This window comes from Nocardioides hungaricus, assembly GCF_054782915.1.
In genome coordinates this window covers 37,637-56,623 of the sequence record NZ_BAAGRO010000066.1, presented here as the reverse complement: position 1 = coordinate 56,623, position 18,987 = coordinate 37,637, and the positions used below count along the sequence as shown (strand labels likewise).

Annotated in this window: 18 protein-coding genes; 8 read left to right on the top strand and 10 right to left on the bottom strand. The window is 72.7% G+C overall.

Annotated elements, in window-relative coordinates:
- Positions 1 to 59 precede the first annotated feature (59 nt).
- From ACYVKX_RS22470 to ACYVKX_RS22460, 3 genes are read right to left on the bottom strand one after another with little or no spacing between them, the layout of a single operon-like run.
- Positions 60 to 890 (bottom strand): ABC transporter ATP-binding protein, encoded by an 831-nt coding sequence (locus ACYVKX_RS22470; RefSeq protein WP_460835930.1) that lies wholly within the window; start codon positions 888 to 890, stop codon positions 60 to 62.
- An 11-nt stretch (positions 891 to 901) separates the two neighbouring features.
- Positions 902 to 1,984, bottom strand: a complete 1,083-nt coding sequence (locus ACYVKX_RS22465) for a FecCD family ABC transporter permease (RefSeq protein WP_460835929.1) — start codon at positions 1,982 to 1,984, stop codon at positions 902 to 904.
- Complete coding sequence (locus ACYVKX_RS22460; protein ID WP_460835928.1) at positions 1,981 to 3,024, bottom strand: FecCD family ABC transporter permease; 1,044 nt, start codon at positions 3,022 to 3,024, stop codon at positions 1,981 to 1,983. The genes ACYVKX_RS22465 and ACYVKX_RS22460 overlap by 4 nt, the downstream gene beginning before the upstream one ends.
- Before the next feature lie 125 nt (positions 3,025 to 3,149).
- Between ACYVKX_RS22460 and ACYVKX_RS22455 the strand changes: the two genes are divergently transcribed.
- Complete coding sequence (locus tag ACYVKX_RS22455; RefSeq protein WP_460835927.1) at positions 3,150 to 4,685, top strand: serine/threonine-protein kinase; 1,536 nt, start codon at positions 3,150 to 3,152, stop codon at positions 4,683 to 4,685.
- Here ACYVKX_RS22455 and ACYVKX_RS22450 read toward each other — a convergent pair.
- Positions 4,673 to 6,736: a GH92 family glycosyl hydrolase gene (locus ACYVKX_RS22450; protein WP_460835926.1), complete on the bottom strand. Its 2,064-nt coding sequence runs from the start codon at positions 6,734 to 6,736 to the stop codon at positions 4,673 to 4,675. The genes ACYVKX_RS22455 and ACYVKX_RS22450 overlap by 13 nt on opposite strands.
- Before the next feature lie 195 nt (positions 6,737 to 6,931).
- Between ACYVKX_RS22450 and cimA the strand changes: the two genes are divergently transcribed.
- Positions 6,932 to 8,512 (top strand): citramalate synthase, encoded by a 1,581-nt coding sequence (cimA, locus tag ACYVKX_RS22445; RefSeq protein ID WP_460835925.1) that lies wholly within the window; start codon positions 6,932 to 6,934, stop codon positions 8,510 to 8,512.
- Between the two features lies 1 nt (position 8,513).
- Here the strand turns inward: cimA and ACYVKX_RS22440 are convergent, their stop codons facing one another.
- The gene (locus tag ACYVKX_RS22440; RefSeq protein ID WP_460835924.1) at positions 8,514 to 9,116 is read right to left on the bottom strand and encodes a TetR/AcrR family transcriptional regulator; all 603 of its coding nucleotides are present in this window, start codon (positions 9,114 to 9,116) and stop codon (positions 8,514 to 8,516) included.
- Positions 9,117 to 9,191: 75 nt separating this feature from the next.
- Between ACYVKX_RS22440 and ACYVKX_RS22435 the strand changes: the two genes are divergently transcribed.
- The 3 genes from ACYVKX_RS22435 to ACYVKX_RS22425 are packed head-to-tail and all read left to right on the top strand — an operon-like array spanning position 9,192 to position 11,858.
- Positions 9,192 to 9,743: an NAD(P)H-dependent oxidoreductase gene (locus tag ACYVKX_RS22435; RefSeq protein WP_460835923.1), complete on the top strand. Its 552-nt coding sequence runs from the start codon at positions 9,192 to 9,194 to the stop codon at positions 9,741 to 9,743.
- A gap of 32 nt (positions 9,744 to 9,775) precedes the next feature.
- Positions 9,776 to 11,188 (top strand): amidase, encoded by a 1,413-nt coding sequence (locus ACYVKX_RS22430; protein WP_460835922.1) that lies wholly within the window; start codon positions 9,776 to 9,778, stop codon positions 11,186 to 11,188.
- Between the two features lie 13 nt (positions 11,189 to 11,201).
- Positions 11,202 to 11,858 carry an SDR family oxidoreductase gene (locus ACYVKX_RS22425; protein ID WP_460835921.1) on the top strand — a complete coding sequence of 219 codons (657 nt, stop codon included), beginning with the start codon at positions 11,202 to 11,204 and terminating at the stop codon, positions 11,856 to 11,858.
- Positions 11,859 to 11,966: 108 nt separating this feature from the next.
- On the opposite strand, the gene ACYVKX_RS22420 is transcribed toward ACYVKX_RS22425, so the two are convergent.
- The 3 genes from ACYVKX_RS22420 to ACYVKX_RS22410 are packed head-to-tail and all read right to left on the bottom strand — an operon-like array spanning position 11,967 to position 13,875.
- Positions 11,967 to 12,578, bottom strand: coding sequence for an energy-coupling factor transporter transmembrane component T family protein (locus ACYVKX_RS22420; RefSeq protein WP_460835920.1), 612 nt, complete (start codon positions 12,576 to 12,578; stop codon positions 11,967 to 11,969).
- The gene (locus tag ACYVKX_RS22415) at positions 12,575 to 13,267 is read right to left on the bottom strand and encodes an energy-coupling factor ABC transporter ATP-binding protein (protein ID WP_460835919.1); all 693 of its coding nucleotides are present in this window, start codon (positions 13,265 to 13,267) and stop codon (positions 12,575 to 12,577) included. The genes ACYVKX_RS22420 and ACYVKX_RS22415 overlap by 4 nt, the downstream gene beginning before the upstream one ends.
- Positions 13,268 to 13,269: 2 nt before the next feature.
- Positions 13,270 to 13,875, bottom strand: a complete 606-nt coding sequence (locus ACYVKX_RS22410) for a biotin transporter BioY (RefSeq protein WP_460835918.1) — start codon at positions 13,873 to 13,875, stop codon at positions 13,270 to 13,272.
- A 107-nt stretch (positions 13,876 to 13,982) separates the two neighbouring features.
- Here ACYVKX_RS22410 and ACYVKX_RS22405 point away from each other — a divergent pair, with 107 nt between their 5' ends.
- Positions 13,983 to 14,549 carry a TetR/AcrR family transcriptional regulator C-terminal domain-containing protein gene (locus ACYVKX_RS22405; RefSeq protein WP_460835917.1) on the top strand — a complete coding sequence of 189 codons (567 nt, stop codon included), beginning with the start codon at positions 13,983 to 13,985 and terminating at the stop codon, positions 14,547 to 14,549.
- On the opposite strand, the gene ACYVKX_RS22400 is transcribed toward ACYVKX_RS22405, so the two are convergent.
- A complete protein-coding gene (locus ACYVKX_RS22400; RefSeq protein ID WP_460835915.1) occupies positions 14,535 to 15,122 on the bottom strand; it encodes a pentapeptide repeat-containing protein in 588 nt (195 codons plus the stop codon). The genes ACYVKX_RS22405 and ACYVKX_RS22400 overlap by 15 nt on opposite strands.
- Positions 15,119 to 15,679, bottom strand: a complete 561-nt coding sequence (locus ACYVKX_RS22395) for a M23 family metallopeptidase (RefSeq protein WP_460835914.1) — start codon at positions 15,677 to 15,679, stop codon at positions 15,119 to 15,121. Before ACYVKX_RS22395 ends, ACYVKX_RS22400 begins: the two co-directional genes overlap by 4 nt.
- A gap of 838 nt (positions 15,680 to 16,517) precedes the next feature.
- Here ACYVKX_RS22395 and ACYVKX_RS22390 point away from each other — a divergent pair.
- Positions 16,518 to 17,810, top strand: a complete 1,293-nt coding sequence (locus ACYVKX_RS22390) for an alanine racemase (RefSeq protein WP_460835913.1) — start codon at positions 16,518 to 16,520, stop codon at positions 17,808 to 17,810.
- Entirely contained in the window at positions 17,788 to 18,984 is a 1,197-nt protein-coding gene (locus tag ACYVKX_RS22385; RefSeq protein WP_460835912.1) for a M20 family metallopeptidase, read from the top strand. The genes ACYVKX_RS22390 and ACYVKX_RS22385 overlap by 23 nt, the downstream gene beginning before the upstream one ends.
- The last annotated feature ends 3 nt before the right edge of the window (positions 18,985 to 18,987 follow it).

Genomic DNA, 18,987 nt, shown 5'->3' with positions numbered 1-18,987 from the left:
GGCCCGGCACCCTAGGGGGGTGCCGGGCCCACGTGTGTCGTCCTTCCCGGGTCGTCCGCCTACGCAGTCGGTGCGTGCGAGAGCTCTCGGGAGTCGGGGACGGGGACGGAGCAGACCGGGACCACGATCGGGAGTCCCGTGCGCGGATCGGTGAGCACGTCGGCGCTCAGGCCGAAGGTCTCGCGCAGCAGCTCAGGTGTGAACACCTCGTGCGGCGCGCCCTGGGCGACGATGACGCCGTCCCTCATCACGACGATGAGGTCGCTGTAGCGGGCGGCCAGGTTGAGGTCGTGCAGCACCATGACGACGGTGCGCTCGCGCTCGCGGTTGAGGCGGGTCACCAGGTCGAGGACCTCGACCTGGTGGGCGAGGTCGAGGTACGTCGTCGGCTCGTCGAGCAGCAGCAGGTCGGTGTCCTGGGCGAGGGTCATCGCGATCCAGGCGCGCTGGCGCTGGCCGCCGGAGAGCTGCTCGAGCGCGCGGTCGCGCAGGTCGGCGGTGTCGGTCATCTCCAGCGCCGCCTCGACGACCCGCTCGTCGTCCGGCGACCACTGGCTGAACCAGCGCTGGTGCGGGTGCCGGCCACGGCCGACCAGGTCGCGGACCGCGAGCCCCTCGGGCGCGATCGGGCTCTGCGGCAGCAGCGCCATCCGCCTGGCGACCTCCTTGGTGGGCAGGTCGTGCACGGTCTCGCCGTCGAGGACGACCGAGCCGCTGGTCGGCTTGAGCAGGCGGGCCATCGTGCGCAGCAGGGTCGACTTGCCGCAGCCGTTGGGGCCGATGATCGTGGTGACCTTGCCGTCCGGTACGGCCAGCGAGAGGTCGCGGACGACCGGCTCCTCGCCGTACCCGACGGTGACGGACTCGGCGCGCAGGCGGCTCTGAGTCATGCCCGACTCATTCATGCGGAGACCTTTCGGTTCGTGCGGAGCAGCAGCCAGATGAGGTACGGCGCACCGATCGCCGAGGTCACCAGGCCGGCCGGGAGGGCGAAGGGGAGCACCACGCGGGTGACGAGGTCGGCGCCGACGACCAGGACGGCGCCGTACACCATGGACGCGAGCATCGGCGGCCGGGAGCCGCCGGTGAGGAGCAGCGCGATCTGGGGGACCACGAAGGCCACGAAGCCGAGCGGGCCGACCGCCGCGACCGCGATCGCCGCGAGGCCGCACGCGGCGACCAGCGTGAGGAGCTGGGTGACCTGGAGCCGGACGCCGAGGCCGCGGGCGGAGTCGTCGCCGAGTTGCATGGCGTTGAGGCTGCGGGCCAGCAGCAGCGCGATCGGCGTCAGCACGACCAGCGTGGCCAGCAGGGGCCGGCCCTGCTCCCAGCCGCGGGCGTTGAGCGAGCCGTTGAGCCAGACCTGGGCGGACGCCGCGTCCTGGATGCGGGCCTTGACCAGCAGCCAGTTCGTCAGGGCCACCATGATCGCGGTGAGGCCGACGCCGATGAGGACCAGGCGCTGGCCGTCGATGCCGCGCCGCCAGGAGAGCAGGTAGAGCAGCGTCGCGGCGAGCAGCGACCCGGCGAAGGCGGCGATGGGTACGCCGACCTGCTGCAGCGTGCCGGAGACCAGGCCGCCGCCGTACCCGGAGGCGCCGGTGAGCACGATCACCGCGACCGCGCCGAACGCCGCGCCCTGGTTGATGCCGAGGGTGTCGGGGCTGGCCAGCGGGTTGCGGGCGAAGGTCTGGGTGAGCGCCCCGGACAGGCCGAGCGCGGCGCCGGCGAGCAGCGCGACGGTCGTCTGCGGGAGACGCAGCTCCATCACGATGAACCGCTGGCCGGGGTCGCCGCCGCCGAACAGCGTGCCGACCACCGCCGAGAGCGGGATGTCGAAGTCGCCGAGCGCGAGGTCGAGCGCGAACAGCGCCGCCAGGACAAGCAGGCCGGCGGCTGCGACCAGGCCGGCACGCACCGGCACCAGCCAGGAGGCCGCCCCGACGCGGAGGGGAGTGGCCAGGGTGTTCGTCAGGGCGCTCATATCCGCACCATCCGGAAGCGACGCACGAGGAGGATGAAGACCGGGCCGCCGACCAGCGCCATCACGAGGCCGACCTGGAGCTCGGCGGGCCGGACGACGACCCGGCCGATCACGTCGGCGACGAGGACCAGCAGCGCGCCGAGGAGCCCGGAGTAGGGGATCACCCACCGGTAGTCGACGCCGGAGAGGAACCGCGCGACGTGCGGGACGACCAGGCCGACGAACGCGATCGGGCCGCACGCGGCGGTGGCGGCACCGGTCAGCATCATCACGCCGAGGACGCCGATCACCTTGGCCCGCATCGGGTGCAGGCCGAGGGAGGAGGCGACGTCGTCGCCGAGCTGGAGCAGGTTGAGCGTCGAGGCGCTGAGGGCGGCGAGGGCCAGCCCGACCACGATGAACGGCAGCACCTGCCAGAAGACGTCCATGCCGCGGCCGCTGACCGAGCCGACCGCCCAGAAGCGGTAGGCGTCCAGGGTGTCGGTGTCGCGCAGCACGAGGACCTGGGTGAGCGAGAAGAGGATGGCGCTGACCGCCATGCCGGCGAGGATCAGCGAGACCGGGTCGGGTCCGCCGCGGGTCGAGCCGATCGCGAACACCGCCGCGGCCGCGATGCCGGCCCCGACGAGCGAGAACCAGGCGTAGCCGGTGAGCTCGGTGACGCCGAAGGCGTAGATGCCGAGCACGACGGCGAACGTCGCGCCGGCCTCGACGCCGAGCAGGCCCGGGTCGGCGAGCGGGTTGCGGGTGTGGCCCTGCATCAGGGCGCCGGCGATGCCGAGCGCGATCCCGACCACGATCGCCAGCACGGTGCGGGGGATGCGCAGGCCGTGCACGATCGTCGAGGCGTCGGAGCCGTCGGGGTCGAACAGCACGCCGACGACGGTGCCGACGGGGATCATCCGGCTGCCGATGACGAGGCTGAGCAGCGCGGCCAGCACCAGCAGTCCGGTGAGCACCACGATGCCGCGGACCGAGCCGCGGCGGGCGCCGCGCGGCTGCGGGGGAGCGGCGACCGGCGCGGGGGCGGTCGTGGTCATCTTCCGGGTCCTCCGGACGGTGTCGTCGGATGCGTTGCTAGAGGTTAGGCTTACCTTATTCCACGACCCGCCGTCCCGGCCCGTCGGTGCCCGGGGAACGGACCCGCGCCGGGTAGCCTCGCCCCGTGACGACGGTCGGGGGGTACACGCTGCTCAGCCGGCTCGGGGAGGGCGGGATGGGCGTCGTCCACCTCGCGCGCCGCGGCGACGCCGGCCCGCGGGTGGCACTCAAGGTGCTGCGCCCGCACATCGTCGGCGACGACGAGGCCCGCCGCCGGCTCGAGCGCGAGGTCGGGTCGCTGCGCCGGATCCGCAGCCAGTGGGTCGCCGAGATCGTCGACGCCGACCCGTGGGCCGAGATCCCCTACGTCGCCACCCGGTACGTCCCCGGCCTCTCGCTGCACCATCTCGTGATCGAGGAGGGCGCGGTCGAGGGCGACGACCTCTACTGGCTGGCCGCCTGCCTCGCCGAGGGCGTCGCGTCCGTGCACTCCGTCGGCGTGCTGCACCGCGACGTGAAGCCCTCGAACGTGCTGATGGAGGGTCGCACGCCGATCCTCATCGACTTCGGCCTGGCCCGGGTCGCCGACGACCCGCGGCTCACCCACACCGGCTGGCTGCTGGGCACGCCGGGCTACCTGGCACCGGAGATCCTGTACGGCGACGACGCGACCGCCGCCTCCGACGTGCACTCCTGGGCCGCGACCGTCGCCTATGCCGGCACCGGTCACGGGCCGTTCGGCCGTGGCCCGTCGATGGCGATCATGGACCGGGTCCGCCGCGGCCAGTCCGACCTCGACGGGCTGCCGCACGACCTGCGCGAGGTGGTCGCCGCCGCGCTCGACCCGGAGCCGCGCAACCGGCCCACGCTCGACCGGATCCTCGCCTGGCTGCGCCCGATGACGACCCGCCGCGGTGAGCGGCCGGCCGCCCCACCGGCTGCTCCGCCGCACGATCCCTACACGGTCCCGCTGGCGCTGGCCGCCCAGGCCGCCGCCGACGACGAGACCGACGTCTGGCCCGGCCACCAGGCCGCGGAGCCGCACACGCTGGCGCTCACGTCGTACGAGCCGGCGCCGGCGCCGGCGCCGAGGCCGCCGTTCGCCGTGAGGCTTCGCCGCGCCACGCTGCTCGTCGGGGTCGCGCTGGCTTGCGGCGCCGGCAGCGCGGCGTTCCCCTGGCTCACGTCCGGGCTGATGCTGATCGTGGTCTGGCTGCTGCGCAGCGGGTCGCTGGCGGGGTCGGCGCGCGACCAGCGCCGGGAGCAGCGCGGCCGCAGGTGGTACGACAGCGCGCAGGTGCTCCTCGCCGCGCCGTGGCACCTGGTGCAGTCGATCCCGAGCACGCTGCTGCTGTGGCTGTGGAGCCTCGGGCTGGCGGTCGCGGCCGCGCTGGTCTGCTACGCGATCGCGACCGGGCTCGAGCTCGCGCTGTTCGTGTGCGGCGTCGCGCTGGCAATCGCGCTGTGGTCGGGACCGGGCGGCTCGCGGGTGCGCGGACCGGTGTCGCGGGTGGTCGACCCGCTGGCCGCGGACCGCGCTCGGTGGGTGGTCGCGCTCCTGCTCGTGCTCGCCGTCGCCGGCGCGCTCGGCTTCCGCGCCGACCTCTCCGGTGCGACCTGGACGCCCGCGGGCGGCCGGCCGGACGTTCAGCTGCCGTAGGACGGGGGCCGGTGCTGCGGCGCGGTGCCCCACGCCGGGTCGGCGTCGGCGGTGGTCACGACCTCGATCCGGCGCGGCCGGCCCGCCAGCCAGGACCTGGCGCGGTCGGCGCCGTCGACACGGAGCGCGGCGACGTACCGCCTCGGTCCGGAGCGGACGATGCGGGTCGCCGGCCCGCCCCGCGGACGGACGGTGATCGTGTCGAACACCGGGGTGCCGACCGCGAGGTTCGGCGTGCCGGGCGTCAGCGGGTAGAGGCCGAGCGACGTCCAGACGTACCAAGAGGACAGCGACCCGAGGTCGTCGTTGCCGGGCAGGCCGTCGGGGCCGGCCGACCACAGCTCGGCGCGGGCTCGGTCGACGACGTCCTGGGTGCGGGCCGGCTCGCCCAGCCACTGGTAGGTCCACGGCGTGAGGAACGACGGCTGGTTGCCGAGCCACGCGTACGGCGCGGTCCCGGCGTTGAGCTCGGTGAAGAAGTCGTCCAGCCGGGCGGTGACCTCCTCGGCCGTGCCGAGCGACCCGAGCAGGCCGGCCATGTCCTGGGGCACGCCGCCGAGGGTGTACTGGAGCGCGCTCCCCTCCTCAAAGCCGCCGGCGACGACCGCGCCGGCCGCGTCGCGGGAGCGGAGGAGGTCGCCGTCGAGCAGGGTGCGCCAGCCGGCGCTGCGCCGCTCGACGCGCTCGGCGAGGGCGGTCCGGCCGGCTGCCCGGGCCAGCCGGGAGATCGCGAAGTCGGCGGCGGCGTACTCCAGCGTGGCGGAGCCGTTCCCCGGGACCCAGCCCAGGCGCCGGTAGTCGGCGCCGCCCTCGCGCGGCTGCCGGACCAGCCGGTCGACCACCTCGTCGAGCGGGAAGTCGCGGGCGCCGAACGACCACGCCGCCGCCGCGATCGGGCCGGCCGGGTCGCCGTCCATGACACCGCTGTCCTGGGCGACCACGGGCCAGCGCGGGAACGCGCCGCTCTGCCGGGCGTCGCGCAGCAGCGACCGCACGACCTGCGAGGCGACGTCGGGACGGAGCCAGGCCAGCAGCGGGATCTGGGTGCGGTAGACGTCCCAGCCCGAGATCGAGCTCAGCTGGACCTCGCCGCGGGGGAGCCGGCGCACCCGCCCGTCGAAGCCGGGGTAGCGACCGTCGGCGTCGCTGACCGGGGTGGGGTGGAGGAGCGCGTGGTAGAGCGCGGTGCGCAGCAGGGCGCGCTCGGCGGGGTCGCCGCCGCTGACCGTGACCCGGTCGAGCTCGGTGTCCCAGGCTCGGGCCGCGTCTCGGGCGAGCCGGTCGACCGACCAGCCCGGGTCCGTGAGCTCCAGGTTGCGGCGCGCGCCGCGGGCGTCGACGTACGACACCGCGACCTGGGCGCGCACCACCCGCTCCCGGCCGAAGTCGACCCACGCGCCGCCGTCCCACGTCCCGCGGGAGCGGAACGGGTGGTCGAAGCGGTAGAGCACGCTCACGACGTACTCGTTGGACTGGCCGCAGAACCCGCCGCCGCGCACGCGTACGGCGACCTCGCGGTCGCTCGGGAACGACACCCGCGCGGCGCTGGTGTCGGCCAGGCCGCCGGCGGCCTTCACGAGCACGAACGCGCGCTCGCCCGCCGGGTAGGCGAACCGCATCAGCCCGACCCGGGCGGCGGCCGTGAGATCGACGCCGACCCCGCCGACGGTGGCCGTGTAGCTGCCGGGCACGGCGCGCTCGGTCTCCTTCTCGAGGACGGCGGTGGCGGTGCCCGGGTTCTCCGGTACCGCGCCGGCGACCGGCAGGACGGGTGCGTCGCCGAACGCGCGGCAGCCCGCGCCGGAGAGGTGGGTGGGGGAGAAGCCGCGCACCTCGGCGGAGGCGGCGTCGTACCCCGACGCGGCGTCGCCGGTCGTGTCAGGCCCCAGTTGGACCATCCCGAACGGCACGGTGGCGGCCGGCGTGGTGTTGCCGCTGAACCACGGCCGCGAACCGCCGGTGCCGGTGAGCGGGTCGGCGGTCTCGGCTCCCGCGGGCGGTGTGAGCCCCAGGATCCCCACGCAGAGCAGGGCGATCGCGGGCAGGCGCACCTCGCCGATCGTAGACGAGCGGAGCGATCCAGATCGCGAGATCGCTCGCCCAGGATGCGGTCGCCGTGGCACGATGGAGCTGTGCATCATCAGGTGATCATCATTTCCTAGCGCGTCGAGCACCCGCCCGACGCGCTGCCTCTCGTACTCCGAGAGGCTTTTTTGTTGCCCGAGCCAGTCAGCGAGAGAGAACCGATGGACCTCCACGGCGCGTTCCACGTCTACGACACCACCCTGCGCGACGGCGCGCAGCAGGAGGGGCTGAGCCTCTCCGTCGCCGACAAGCTGGCGATCGCCCGCCAGCTCGACGGCCTCGGCGTCGGCTACATCGAGGGCGGCTGGCCGGGCGCGAACCCCAAGGACACCGAGTTCTTCCGGCGCGCGGCCGGCGAGCTCGACCTCCGGCACGCGAGACTCGCGGCGTTCGGCGCCACCCGGCGCGCGGGCGTGCGGGCCGCCGACGACCCGCTGGTCGCGGCGCTGCGCGACAGCGGCGCCGGCGTGGTCACGTTGGTCGCGAAGTCGCACGACCGCCATGTCGAGCTCGCGCTGCGCACCACGCTCGAGGAGAACCTCGAGATGATCCGCGACACCGTGACGCACCTGCGCGAGGAGGGGCAGACGGTGTTCCTCGACGCCGAGCACTTCTTCGACGGCTACCGCGCGAACCGGGACTACGCGCTCGAGGTGCTGCGCACGGCGTACGGCGCCGGGGCCGAGGTGATCGCGCTCTGCGACACCAACGGCGGCATGCTGCCGGGGTGGGTCGCCGACGTCGTGCACGACGTGCGGGAGAGCGCGCAGGTGCGGGTCGGCATCCACTGCCACAACGACACCGGATGCGCGGTCGCGAACACCCTCGCAGCCGTCGACGCCGGCGCGACCCATGTGCAGGGCACCATCAACGGCTACGGCGAGCGCACCGGGAACGCCGACCTGGTCTCGGTCGTCGCCAACCTCGAGCTCAAGCTCGGTCGCGAGGTGCTGCCGCAGGGGCTGCTCGGCGAGGCGACCCGGATCGCGCACGCGGTCGCCGAGGTCACCAACTTCCCGCCCGCGTCGCGGCAGCCCTACGTCGGCGCCTCGGCGTTCACCCACAAGGCCGGCCTGCACGCCAGCGCGATCAAGGTCGACCCGGACCTCTACCAGCACATGGACCCCGCCGGCGTCGGCAACGACATGCGGCTGCTGGTCTCCGACATGGCCGGTCGCGCGTCGATCGAGCTCAAGGGCCGCGAGCTCGGCTTCGACCTCTCCGGCGACCGGGAGCTGGTCACCCGGATCACCGACCGGGTCAAGGCGCTGGAGAGCAGGGGATTCACCTTCGAGGCGGCCGACGCCTCCTTCGAGCTGCTGCTGGTCGAGGAGGTCGAGGGGCAGCGCCCGTCGTACTTCGACGTCGAGTCCTGGCGCGTGATCACCGAGACGATGCCGTCGGCCGACGCGGTCTCCGAGGCGACCGTGAAGCTGCGCGCCGGGGGGGTCCGCTACGTCGTCACCGGCGAGGGCAACGGCCCGGTCAACGCGCTCGACCACGCGCTGCGCGAGGCGATCGAGCAGGCGTACCCGGAGGTCGCGAAGCTCGAGCTGATCGACTACAAGGTGCGCATCGTCGACCAGGGCCACGGCACCGACGCGATCACGCGCGTGCTCATCGAGACCAGCGACGGCGAGTCGTCGTGGGTCACCGTCGGGGTCGGCGCCAACGTGATCGAGGCGTCCTGGGGCGCGCTCGTCGACGGCGTCACCTTCGGGCTGCGCCGGCACGAGGTCTGACTCAGGCGCTCCGGCCGGTGATCCGGCGCGCCAGGTCGACCCAGCCGTCGTAGACCCGGTCCACCGGGAAGCCGTCGATGGTCACCTGCTGGTCGAGGACCGGCCCCTCCAGCGGGGCGAGCAGTGCGACCGCCAGCAGCTGCAGATCGCCGGTCACGCCGAGCTCGCCGAGCAGGTAGCGCAGGTGCATCGCGGCGAAGGAGTACGCCGCGTACGACCGGCTCCCGGCCCGGCCCGCCTCCCGGATCAGCTCCGCGTGCAGGAGCGTGGCCTCCAGCCGGGACCGCCCGAAGGCCAGCAGCCGCTCCCACGGGTCCGCGCCGGGGCCGAGCGGAGGTTCTCCGGACATCACCTGGGCCTGCCATTCGGTCTCGGAGTGGTCGAGCACCGCCGCCATCAGCCCCTCGCGGGACTCGAACCGCCGGAACACGGTGCCCTTGCCGACCCCGGCCGCCGCCGCGACGGCGTCCATCGTGATCACCTGCGCACCGCACCGCTCGACCAGCTCCTTGGCCGCGTCGAGCAGCAGCTCCCGGTTGCGAGCGGCGTCGCGCCGCTCGGGTAGGGGAGCGCCGAGGATGGGGAGCAGGCGGGGCTCGGACATGTCGCGCCCACCCTAGTGATCGGCACCTCGGCGCACCCGGGAATAGAAAACGGACCATGGTCCGTTTGGTTGATCATGACTGACACCACCATCGCCGTCCTGGTCGGCAGCCTGCGCTCGGACTCCGTCAACCGCAGGCTCGCCGAGCTGCTGGCCGCCCGCGCCCCCGAGGGCGTCCGCGTCGCCATCGTCGACGGCCTCGCCGACGTGCCGTTCTACAACGAGGACATCGACAACCCGGGCGCGATCCCGGCGTCCGCCCAGGCGTTGCGCGAGCGCGTGGGCGCCGCCGACCGGGTGCTCGCCGTGACGCCGGAGTACAACGGCACCATGCCGGCGGTCCTCAACAACGCCATCGACTGGCTCTCCCGTCCGTACGGCGCCGGCGCGATGGTCGGCAAGCCGTTCGGCGTGATCGGCGCGACCCCGACGCCGTACGGCGGCAAGTGGGCGCACGAGGACGCCGCCCGCTCGGCCAGGGTCGCCGGCGCCGTCGTCGTCGAGGACGTCACCGTGTCGCAGTCGGCCGCCGAGGTCGACGTGCTGACCGACCCCGAGGTGCTCGACCGCCTCTCCAACGCGCTGCGCACCCTCGTCGAGTTCGACGCGGAGAGCGCGGCCGCCTGACGCCGTCCGGCCGCCCCGGCTACGGTCGGGTCGTGGCCGAACTCCATGACTTGACCGCCCTGGAGCAGGGCGCCCTGGTGCGCCGGGGCGAGGTCTCGCCCCTCGAACTCGCCGGCCACTACCTCGAGCGCGCCGGCCGTCTCGACACGGTCGGCGCGTTCATCACACTCACGCCCGACCGAGCCCGGGACCGTGCCACGGAGCTCACCTCGGAGCTGGCGCTGTCGGGCCCCGGCGAGTCGCCGCTGTGGGGCGTGCCGACCGCGATCAAGGACCTCAACCTGACTGCCGGCGTGCGCACCACGTTCGGATCCGCGGCATTCGCCGACTTCGTGCCGGACGTGTCCGACGGCGTCACGCTCGCGCTGGAGGAGGCCGGGCTGGTGAGCCTGGGGAAGACGAACACCCCGGAGTTCGGCTCGCCCTGCTACACCGAGCCGGACGTCGCCCCGCCCGCGGTCACGCCGTGGGACCGCACCCGCACGGCGGGTGGCTCGTCCGGCGGCGCGGCCGCCGCGGTCGCCGCCGGCCTGGTACCGGTCGCCCAGGGCTCGGACGGCGGCGGCTCGATCCGGATCCCGGCCTCGTGCTGCGGGCTGGTCGGCCTCAAGCCCACGCGCGGGCGGATCAGTGGTCACCCCATGTACGGCGACCCGGCGGGTTTGGCGACGGCCGGGCCGATCGCCCGGACCGTGCGCGACGCGGCGGCGATGCTGGACGCACTCGCCGGTCGTCGGGTGGGGGATCCTGCCTGGGCGCCACCTCCTTCCGAGACGTTCTTGTCCTCCTGCGACCGCGACCCGGGGCGGCTCCGGGTCGCTCGCTTCATCACACCACTCATCACCGACACTGCCGTCGACCCCGCGTGCGAGACGGCCTGGGAGGACGCCTCCCGCCTGCTGGAGTCGCTCGGCCACGAGGTCGTCGACGTGGCGCCGCCGCTGCCTCCGGAGGCCGTGCCGGTGTTCGAGACCTGCTGGGCGGTGCTGACCGCGCTGTCCGTCGTACCTCCCGAGAAGGAGCGGCTGCTCCGCCCCCTGACCCGCTGGCTGTCGGAGCGCGGCCGGGCGGTGAGCGGCCCGGAGTTCGGTCTCGCGATCGGCGCGATGCGGCGGTTCGCTGCCGGCGCGCTGACCGCGCTGGCGCCGTACGACGCCGTGCTGACCCCGACGCTCGCGACCCCGCCGGTGAAGGTCGGGGCGATGCGCGACGACGCGCACCCGGAGCGGGACTTCGAGGCGCAGAAGGCATTCACGCCCTGGACGTCGGCGTGGAACGTCACCGGCATGCCGGCCGTCTCGGTGCCGCTGCACTGGACCGGCGACGGCCTGCCGGTCGGGGTGATGCTCGCGGCCCGGCCGGCCGAGGAGGCGCTGCTGCTCGCGCTCGCCGCGCAGGTGGAGTCGGCCGCGCCCTGGGCCGATCGTCGGCCACCGGGTTGGTGACTACGGTGGTGCCATGAGTCGCCCCGTGATCCTCGTCGTCGGTGCCGGCCCCGGCGTGAGCGGCTCGGTCGCGCGCCGCTTCGCGCGGGAGGGGTACGACGCCGCGCTGCTCGGCCTCGACGGGGACCAGCTCGCGGGGCTGGCCGACGAGATCGCCGCACTCGGTGTGACCGCGAGCCACGCCGTCGCCGACCTGACCGACGCCGAGGCGACGACCGCGGCGATCCGCCGGTTCGGCGACCACGCCGGCCGGATCGACGTGCTGCACTTCAACCCGAGTGCCTTCCGCGAGAAGGACCCGCTCGAGCTGACCGTGCCCGAGCTGCTCGAGGACGTGGCACTCGGCGTCGGCGCGCTGCTGACCGTCGTGCAGGCGGCGCGGCCGTACCTGTCCGCCGGTGGCCGGGTCACCGCCACCGGCAGCATGGCCGCGGACAAGCCGTGGAACCGGGCGCCCTCCCTCGGCGTCCAGAAGGCCGGTCTCCGCAACCTGGTGCACAGCATCGACGCCACCTTGAAGTCTGATGGCATCCGGGCGGTGTCGGTGACCGTCCGCGGCACGCTCGGCAAGGAGGGCCCCTTCACACCCGACCGCGTCGCCGACGCCATCTGGGACGCCGCCCACCAGGACGAGGGCGCGTGGCGGACCGAGGTGTCGTACTCGGGATGAGCGACCGCACTGCCTGATCCGTCGAGACACCCGAATCTGCCCTTCAGCGGCCGATTTCGGGGCCGTTTCTGGTGTCTCGACGATCCCGGCGCAGCCGGGCACCCCGGATCAGTCGTCGCCGATCCCGCGCGCGTGCAGCGCGTCGCCGGTCTCGTGGGCGCGGGCGACGACCCGGATCACGAACGGCGTGAGGAGAGCCCGCGGGTGCCGGACGCCGCGGGCGCGGGCGGCGTCGCGGGTCTCCAGCGCGAGCGCGACGGTGCCAGGCAGGGCCTGGATCGCGAGGGCGAAGGCGAGGGCGACGCGGTCCGGGTTCACGCCGACCCGGCGCAGCGGGGTGATCCAGCGGACCAGCGCGTCGAGGATGTCGTTGACCGGGGTCGTGATCGAGACCGCGAGCGCGAGCAGGGCGAGGCTGACCAGGTCGAGCAGCGTCTCGATCGCCTTGGCCGGTCCGCCGACCCACCACTGCAGCGCGGCGGCGACGAGCGCGATGAGCAGCACCGCCCGGGTCGACCGGGCAAGGGTGCCGAGCGGCACCCGCGCGACCAGCGCGATCCCGAGCGCGACGACGAGCGAGCCGGCCGCCCACCACGGGTCGCGGACCGCCACGATCACGACGCTGAGAGCCGCCAGGCCGGCCAGCTTCGCGCCGACCGGCAGCCGGTGCAGCACGGTCGTCCCGGGCCGGTAGCTCCCGACGAGGAACGGGTTGCTCACGACAGCACGCTCGCGACGTAGTGGTCGACAGCCGCGTCCGGGTCTCCGTCGTAGGCCACCCGCGCGTCGGCCACGACGATCACCCGGTCGCAGCGTCGCGCGAGGTCGAGGTCGTGGGTGACCAGCACCAGCTGCTGGTCGAGCCCGAAGAGCAGCTCGGCGACCTGGCGGGTGTTCGCGAGGTCGAGCAGCGTGGTCGGCTCGTCGGCCACCAGGATCGACGGCTCGACGGCGAGGACGCTGGCGAGCGCGAGCAGTTGCTTCTGGCCGCCGGAGAGCGCGTGCACGCTGACGTCGGCGTGCGCGCCCAGCCCATAGCGGTCGAGTACGCCGAGCGCCAGCTCGCGCCGCCGGCGGGCGTCCCTCTCGTGCCGCCGCAGCGACAGCTCGACGTCCTCGACGCAGGTCGGCATCACCAGCTGGGCGGCCGGGTCGGTGAACGCGAATCCCACCCGGCGGCGTACCGCCGGGCCCTGACGCGCGACGTCCTGCCCGTCGACGACGACTCGCCCGGTGGTCGGCGTCACCAGGCCGTTGACGAGCCGGGCCAGCGTGGACTTGCCGGACCCGTTGGCGCCGACGACGCCGACCCGGCGCTCGGTCAGCTCGAGGGTGGTCGGCTCGAGCACCACCCGCGGGCCGGCCGGCGTCGCGACGGCGACCCCGGCGGCCTCGAAGGCGATCGGCACACTCAGCCCTTCAGGAGCTGGGGAAACGCCTTGTGCACCTCGGCGGCCACCAGTGCCACGATCAGGATCTTGACCACGTCGCCGAGCCAGAACGGCGCGTCGTAGGTGAAGGCCGTCTGCCACGAGATGTCGAAGAACACCTTCATGCCGAAGACGCCGGCGAGGTGGTTGAGCACCATGCCGGGCACCGCGCACAGGAACACCGCGAGTGCGCCGGTGCGACGCGAGCCGGCGACGTAGCGGACCAGGAGGCCGGCCACCAACGCGGCGACCGGGAAGGACCACAGGTAGCCGGCGCTCGCTTTGGTGAAGGCGCCCAGGCCCGAGGAGTGCTCGGAGAAGACGGGCAGCCCGGCGGCGCCGAGCACCAGGTAGAGCGAGACCGCGAGGAAGCCGCGGTAGGGGCCGAGCACGCAGCCGGCCAGCATCACGCCGAAGGTCTGGAGGGTGATCGCCACCTGGCCGCCGCCCACCGGGACGCCGCCGATGTAGGCGCACGCGGAGATCAGCGCGGCGAACGCCGCGACCAGCGCGAGGTCCGTGGTGGTCGAGCGCCGGCGGGGCGCGCGCTCGGTGGAGGTGGGGTCGGCGGTCTCGGCCATGGCCATGCGTCATCCTTCGGTCGGCACCCGAACGGTGGTCAGGTGAACGGCGTTCAGGTTAGGGTTCGGGCGGCCCCGGGTCAACGGGGACGGAGGCAGAAGGGGAGTGTGACGTGCGCTACCACCGCACCGACGTGGTCGAGCGGGCGCTGACCGTGCTCGACACCTGGGGGCTCGCCGACCTGACCATGCGCCGGCTCGGCGCCGAGCTCGGCGTCCAGCCCAGCGCGCTCTACCACCACTTCGCCAACAAGCAGAGGCTGCTGGCCGCCGTGGCCGACGAGATCCTCGCCCGCGGCCCGCACCGCGAGCTCCCCGAGGCGTGGGACGAGCGGGTGACCGCGGTCTGCACCGACCTGCGCGACGCGCTGCTGGCCTACCGCGACGGCGCCGAGCTGGTCGCGACGGCGTACTCGTTCGGGCTCGGCGCCACGGCGCCGTACGACGCCCTGGCCGCTGCGCTCGCGGACGGCGACCTCGACCCGGCGCTGGTGCCGACCGCGGCGCGGACGCTGCTGCACTTCGTCTTCGGCCACGTGACCGACGAGCAGACCCACCTCCAGGCCGGCGGCGCCGGCGCCATCGAGGACGGTCCCCGCACGGAGTCCGACTTCACCGTCGGTCTGGGGATCGTCCTCGACGGCATCCGCGTGCGCGCCGGGCTGCTACGGGCTCGGTAGGTCCACGATCGCGCCGTGCTGCTCCGCGAGGAGTACGGCGCCCGCCAGGTCGAGCCGGGTGTCCTCGAGTCGCGCCGTGCTGAGGTCGACCCCGCTGAGGTCGGCACCGGTCAGGTCGACGCCGTGGAGGTCGGTCTCGCGGAGGGTGGCGCCGGCGAGGTCGGCGTTGCGCAGCGAGGTGCCGGCGAGGTCGGACAGCGACAGGTCGGCGTCGCGGAGGTCGAGGCCGTCGAGCTCAAGGCCGGTCAGCGTGCCGAGCCGGATCGACACCCCGCGCCACACGCCGCCGCGCACCGCCATCGGGCGCAGCGTGCACTCGCTGAACTCGGAGCCGGTGAGCTTGCAGCCGTCGAGCATCACGTCGAAGAGGTTGCAGCGCCGGAACTCGCACGACACGAACGCCGACGCAACGTGCGTGGAGCCGTTGAAGCGACAGTTGTGGAAGCGGCAGCGCTCGAACGTCGCGCCGCGGGTGACGGTCTCGCTGAGGTCGACGTCGACGAACGTGACGTCGGAGTAGGCGACGGCACCGAGGTCCTCGCCGTACCAGTCCTCGCCGCGGATCTCGGTCACTGTCTCCTCCTGACCGCCAGTGCCAGCAGGTCACGGGGCTTGACGGCGGTCGACAGGCCGCCGCCGACGGCGCGCTGCTCGAAGTGGAGCTGGCAGCCGTCCGGCGCGCCACGATCGTTGGCGCGGGCGAACAGCATGCCCCTGCGCACCCGGTCGCCCGGCCGCACGTAGACCTTCCGCGGGTGGCCGATCACCAGATCCCAGCCTTGCTTGCTGTTCCGCAGCAGCACCGGGTTGTCGCCGTACGCCGGACCGAGCGAGTCGTTGCGGACGACCCGTGCGTGGAAGCGGGCGTAGAGCGGCGTCCCGCACGGCATCGCGACGTCGATCCCGTGGTGGAAGCCGTTGTCGTCCGCGCAGCGTGGGTCGGGGGAGTAGTACGGCGCGGTCGTGCAGCCGAACGGGATCATGATCCGGTGCGCGCCCTGGAACCACGGGGACGTGTAACTCCGCTTGTCCTTGGTGTAGAAGACCCACCGCGGGTCGCCCGCGCCGGCCGGCCCGGCCAGCGCCAGCACGAGGCACAGGGCGAAGAGCAGCGCTCCGAGACGTCGCATGCCCTCAACCTAACGGCCCGGGGCTGCCCTCCGGCGGAGGCCATGCGTGCTGGTCGTCTGGGGCAGTGCCTGGGCTGTCTGACTGCCATCTCGGCGCAATTGCGCTGTTGTGGCAGCGCCTGCCGCGCTGCACTTTGGAAGTTCGCACAAATACTGGGCGGACTTGATGCGGACTGGACACTCTCGGTGCTCAGAGGGGACGTGCGTCATCAGGTTCGGGGAACCCGTTTGCTCTCGGTTGTGCTGACGACTGGGTGTCCGCCGTCATGGCGGCCGGTCACCGGCCGGCCCCGTCGCAACGCCCGGAGCGGTGTTCCGGTGCTTGGCGTTCTCTACCATGAGGTCGATGGCGCGGGTCGGACGACGCATAGGAGTGCTCGCCGTACGCGACTGGATGGCCTGCCGCGTCGAAGCTCATCCGCGGTCACGGTCAGGAGCAGCTAGGTGCCGGTTGATCGTCCGGCGCCGACGCAGGGATGCCGTCGGCATCCAACATCTGTGCGTCGGTGCTTTGTTGGGCCACACCGGGTCGAAACCGGCGCAGCCGGACCACGTGGAGCACGCCGGCGGCACGTCGGGCGCGGGAATTCGACGTCAACAGTCACGCGCATCGGCCCATCGACCGAAGCTGCGGACCGAGTCTTGTTCCCGTAAACCTATGCACCGCGGCTGCACTCTAGGAACCTTGAGGAACGGCGATCGGGCGTCTACCGATGGTTCACAACCGCTGAGGAGGCGACGACGGTGATAGCGGTGTTAGCGACTGTTCGCAGGAGGTTGAAGTTGGGCATGCGCCAGCGAAGTCGATCCGCCGCACCCTCCCCGTCAGGCGTCCGCGATGGTGCGGCCTGATCGGCGGCCGGGATACCGAAGGCCGCTCGACGCCCCGCGCGGTGAGGACCTGGTCACCTGGCGTGACCGCGGCTTCCCCGAGGGCAAGGTTTCGCTGGCTGAGGTCGGAGAGCAGGGGTGGAACCTGCTTGAAGGTGACTTCCACTTTCCGGTGGCTGCGCTGAAGGAACGCGCCTTGGAGCGCAATCTGCACCTGATGAGCGCCTACTGCGAGGCGCACGACGTCCTCATCGCACCGCACGCGAAGACGTCGATGAGCCCCGACCTGGTGGCCCGTCAGGTGGATGCTGGGGCGTGGGGAGTGACAGTTGCCAATGTGCAGCAGGTCCGCGTTTTCATCCATGCCGGCATCCGCCGCCTGCTGATCGCCAATCCCCTTGTGGGCCGCGCCGACCTCACCTTCGTCGCTGAACAGCTCCGCGTGAATCCGGACATGGAGATCTTGGCGCTGGCGGACTCCGTTGACGCCGTGGAGCGCGTGGCCGCCGCGTGGCGCAGGGAAGAACCAGGCACGCCACCTTTGCAGGTACTGCTCGAGGTCAGCTACGTCGGTGGGCGTGCCGGTGTGCGCACAACAGAGGACGCGATCCGGGTTGCCGAGGCGGTGCGCCGGAGCGACCATCTGGATCTGGTTGGCGTCGGAGGATTCGAAGGCTTGGTCCCCGGAAGGGACCTGAACGAGAAGAGGCGCCGGGCACGCGACTTCCTTGACTGGGCCGGGACGGTCGTCCAAACCCTCCACGACAAGAACCTGTTCGCCGCGGCCACCCCTCTGGTGTCGTTTGGCGGTAGCTCGTTCTTCGACCTGGTGGTCGCGCGCTTCAGGGACCAGTGGCGTGATCCGCGGGTCGCTGTCCTTCTCCGTAGCGGGTGCTACCTGACTCACGATCACGGCATCTATGCCCAGACGTCGCCGTTCGTGGGCCAGAGCCCGGAGCCGCTGGCAGCACTGGAGGTATGGGCGGAAGTGCTTTCCCGCCCCGAGGCAGGACTGGTGATCGTCGGTGCTGGGCGCCGCGATGTCTCCACTGACGCGGGATTGCCGATTCCTATCGCCGTTCGGAGCGCAGGCCAGCAGCGAGCTGCCACCGGCCTCCAGGTATCTGCGGTCAACGACCAGCACGCCTTTGTCTCGGTTCCCACCGACGACCCGATCAGCGTTGGAGATCTCGTCTGCTTCGGCATCTCCCACCCCTGCACGACATTCGACAAATGGCGGCTTCTTCCAGTCGTCACCGATGACTACGAGGTCGTTCATGCAGTCCGTACCTACTTCTGACCACACCACTTGCCAGGGCGCGGCGGAGCCGGGGCAACTGCCGCCGCTGCTCGAGGATCTGGCCAGACTCGTTCGTAGTGAGTCGCCCTCGTCTGATCTGGACGCGGTCCGCCGCTCGGCGCGCGTCGTCGCCGACATCGTCGAAGAGCGGCTGGGTCGTCGACCTGAGATCGTCAGTCTCGGCGGGGTCGACCATGTGCTGCTTCGCGGGGCGGACCCGAAGGTGTTGCTGCTGGGGCACCACGACACTGTCTGGCCGCTCGGCACGTTGGAGGAGTTGCCCTATGCCGAGTCCGGCGGCGTCGTCCGCGGCCCGGGGTGTTTCGACATGAAGCTCGGAGTCGTCCAGGCCATCCATGCCCTCGCGTGGCTTCTGCAGCGCCGCGGCGACCACCTGCTCGACCAAGTGACTCTCCTGGTCACAGGCGATGAGGAGTTGGGCTCGGCGACCTCACGAGCATTGATCGAGCAGGAAGCCGGTAGATGCGAGGCCGCGCTCGTGCTGGAGGCGGCTGGCCCCGGCGGCGCGCTGAAGACCGGGCGCAAGGGTGTGTCGCTCTACCAGGTTGACGTTCGCGGTCGTGCCGCACACAGTGGCCTCGATCCGGAGAAGGGGGTGAACGCCACCGTCGCCGTCGCCGAGGCGGTACTGGCGATCGCTCGGCTCGCCGACTCCGCCGCGGGCACCACCGTCACCCCGACGGTGATGAACGCGGGCACGACGCCCAACACCGTGCCAGCGACGGCCACGGTCGCCGTCGACGTCCGAGCTAGCACAGCCGAGGAGCAGCACCGCGTCGACCGGGCTATCCGGGAAGTGCGGCCCGTGCTGGTCCCGGCAGAGATCCACGTCCGGGGCGGGATCAACAGGCCGCCCATGGAACGGCGGACGGCGGCTGCGTTGTTCGCCCAAGCACAGCGAATCGCGCGTGAACTCGGTCAACCGCCGCTGGAGGAGGTCAGCGTCGGTGGCGCATCCGACGGCAACTTCACTGCAGGCATCGGGGTGCCCACCCTCGACGGTCTGGGCGCCGTCGGTGGCGGCGCTCATGCTCGCAACGAGCATGCCGAGTTGGCGTGGACCCTCCCGCGCACCCAGCTCCTCACCAGCCTCGTCGACGAGCTCGTCCACGAGACGTCTCGGACATCCGAGGAGGCGAGTGAAGCCGGCTGAAGC